Consider the following 3,174-nt stretch of genomic DNA (forward strand, 5'->3'; position numbering starts at 1 on the left):
ACCAAATGCTCCCCTGCTCCCCCGCTTCCCTGCTCCCCTGCTCCCCTGCTCCCCTGCTCCCCCGCTCCCCCGCTCCCCTGCTCCCCTGCTCCCCTGCTTCCTCGAAAGGGATGAGGGATGAATTTTGACTCAGTTAAATCGGGTCGGTTCAGATAGCCACGAGCCAAACCGACACCACCTATATGTAGTTCCCCCGAAACGCCAATGGGTACGGGTTGGAGATAACGGTCTAGGATATATATTTGGATATTGGCAAAGGGATGTCCAATGGGTACTAGCTCGTCAACGGGCTGATTGACCCCAGGGTTTTCATAATAGCAACTGTCAATGGTGGCTTCACTAACTCCATAGGAATTAATTAAGCGAGTTTCTAAACCACATAAATGCTGAAATTCTTGATATTCTTTAACATACCAGCTATCGGAACCAACCACCAACAACCGCATAAAGTGGAGATTCTGCTTGGTTTTTTTGAGATATTCAATTAAGTTCCGCAACACCGCAGGAACAAACTCGGCACAATCAACCGCTTGCTCACGCATTAGCCCATATAGCTTTTCTGGAACCAATAGCGACTCTTGCGGACAGAGAACTAACTTGCCACCAGAACAAAGCGATCGCACCAGATCCCCAGAAAACACATCAAAAGAGAAATTAGCCATTTGTAAATGACTACTGGTTCTTGTTCGCAACTGATAGGTTTGTTCCCAAGCGAAATAGGCGTTAACTAGACTGCGATGAGCGATCGCCACTCCTTTGGGTGTTCCTGTAGATCCTGATGTATAAATAGCATAGGCTAAATTTTCCGGTGTCACCTCACTAATCGGATTCTCCCCACTGTTACCAGAGATCGCCCCCCAGTCTGCATCCAAGCAGATTAGATGGGCGTTGTGTTTGGGCATCTGTGCCACCAACTTCTTTTGAGTCAATAACACCGATATCTGCGAATCTAATAACATGAACTCCAATCGCTCTAGGGGTAATTGCGGATCTAACGGCACATAAGCCCCACCCGCTTTGAGAACTCCTAATAATGCCACCACCATCTCACAGGATCGCTCGACACAGATACCTACAAGTACTTCTGGTTTTACTCCCAGTCCTTGCAGGTAGTGTGCTAGTTGATTGGCTCGGACGTTTAATTCCTGGTAGGTCATCGGCTGCGTAGCAAACACTACAGCCACCGCGTCAGGAGTCTGTTCTACTTGAGTTTCAAATAACTGATGAATACACTTATTTTGAGGATACTCTACGTGAGTATTGTTATACTCAACCAGCAAACGATGTTGCTCAGTTGCCCTCAGTAGAGGCAAATTTGAAATTTGCTGCCCAGGATCGTCTACAATCCCCTCCAATAAGGTTTGGAAATTGCCTGCCATCTGGCTAATTGTGGTTGCATCAAATAAGTCAGTATTGTATCTGAAGGTGCCAAGAAGTGATTCTGTCGTCTCCACCATGTTTAAGACTAAATCATTCTGACCTTCTTCCTGGGGGATTTCAAATGGCTCTAGCGCTAAACCTCCCCAATCTGCGATCGCTTTGGCTTTGTTTGACATCGATAAACCGATGACTTCAGTAATCTGCTGCAACTGTAATAGATTAAATGAAACTTGAAAAAGTCCTAATTGGCTGTAATCACGTTTGTGTTGTAATCTCTCAACCAATAAAGGAGAGGGATAATCTTGATGCGCTAGTGCAGCTAATACCGTGGAGCGCACTTGACTGAGAAATGCAGAAAAGCTGGGATTGCCAGCAATATTGACTCGCAAGGCCAGCATATTCACAAAAAAGCCCACAATTGAGTCAAATTCCGACCGACTCCTGTTATTCACTGGAGATCCCACCAGAATATCTTCTTCACCTGTGTAGCGGTGAAGCAAAACTACAAAAGCTGCCAGGAGAGTCATGTAAAGGGTTGCTCCCTGAGCTTTCGCCATTTCCCTGAGCTTAGAGGTGAGTTCTACGGTCAAATTGAAGGTATAAGAAGCTCCCTGATTGTTGGGAATTGGCGATCGCGATCGCTGACTTGGTAGTTTTAGCACTGGCAACTCACCAGCTAACTGCTGTTCCCAGTAGCGCCAAAGTTCCTCTCCCACAGGAGTTGCCAGCATTTGGTGTTGCCATTGCACAAAGTCTTGATATTGCCAGTTGACGGGAGGTAGAGAAATCTCTTGACCAAGATTTTCTGCCTGGTACAGCAGGCGTAACTCATCTAAAAGTATCCCAAATGAGAAGCCATCAACAGCAATATGGTGTATTGTCAGTAAAAACACATAGTCTTGTGGGGAGCGAGTAAACAGATTTACCCGCAACACAGATCCTTGTTCTAAATCGAAGGGTAGCCGATAGGCGGCGATCGCTCTTTTAGTTAACTCATCCCAGTTCCAAGTTGCCGCGTTGATTTCCTCGAAGCAAACTTCTTGGTATTCATGCACCTTTTGCCAGGGTTCAGCCTTTCCTTGACCAAATGTAGTCCGCAGTGTGGGATGGCGAAGGATCAACTTCTGGCAAGCGCGTTGTAAAGCGGGGACATTTAAGCCAGAGCGGATGCGGACTGTAAAGGCCAGATGGTATGCTGGACTCTCTGGTGCCAGTTGGTACAAAAACCACAAACCTTGCTGACCGTAGGAAAGGGGATAAGATTTGGAGGAGCGTAGTAACTGGAGAATTTCTGTCTTATATTGCCTAATTTGATGTAGCAGTGTGGGAGTTAATACGTCTTTAGCACCGCGATAACGCAGTTTTTCTCCATCAATTGACAATTGGATATTTTTCTGATTTAGTTCTTGAAGCAATTCCCCTAAATTCATATTTCACCTTCCAACCAATCATCATCATTTCCATCCATCACGGTGGCTATTTGTTCATCCTGGCTTGGTATTTGGGATTGACTAACTGATGCTGTAAAACTACCTTGAGCATTGATCAAAGAAGGACTCAATTCTATTGCCAAACTAGCAATACTGGCATCTTCCATGAATTTGATTGCAGACACATCTATTTCTAAGTCAGTTCTGAAGCGATTCCTCAATTTCATTGCTATCAAGGAATCAATTCCCATATAATTCAGAGGCTGCTGTATACAGCACTTTGTGTAACGGTTTGGTACAGTAGTTGAGAAGATAAAAGTAAAAAATCAGATGAAACCCTACTCAGTAGACCTGCGGGAGAAAA

2 protein-coding genes are annotated in these 3,174 nt (G+C 45.2%); both read right to left on the minus strand.

The window, feature by feature from the left end; all coding sequences use genetic code 11:
• Positions 1 to 2,810: non-ribosomal peptide synthetase (locus V7K55_RS20955; RefSeq protein ID WP_334834560.1), on the minus strand; the 2,810-nt coding region annotated here is incomplete at its 3' end.
• On the minus strand, positions 2,807 to 3,061 hold the full coding sequence (locus V7K55_RS20960) for an acyl carrier protein (RefSeq protein ID WP_334834562.1): 255 nt from the start codon (positions 3,059 to 3,061) through the stop codon (positions 2,807 to 2,809). The genes V7K55_RS20960 and V7K55_RS20955, both read right to left, overlap by 4 nt.
• Between the last annotated feature and the right edge of the window lie 113 nt (positions 3,062 to 3,174).

The organism is Nostoc sp. (assembly GCF_036919895.1).
Taxonomy (GTDB): domain Bacteria; phylum Cyanobacteriota; class Cyanobacteriia; order Cyanobacteriales; family Nostocaceae; genus Nostoc.

What these genes read in the sequence shown, in the direction of transcription:
- V7K55_RS20960 (WP_334834562.1), bottom strand. Translation starts at nt 3,061, where the DNA reads ATGGGAATTGATTCCTTGATAGCAATGAAATTGAGGAATCGCTTCAGA.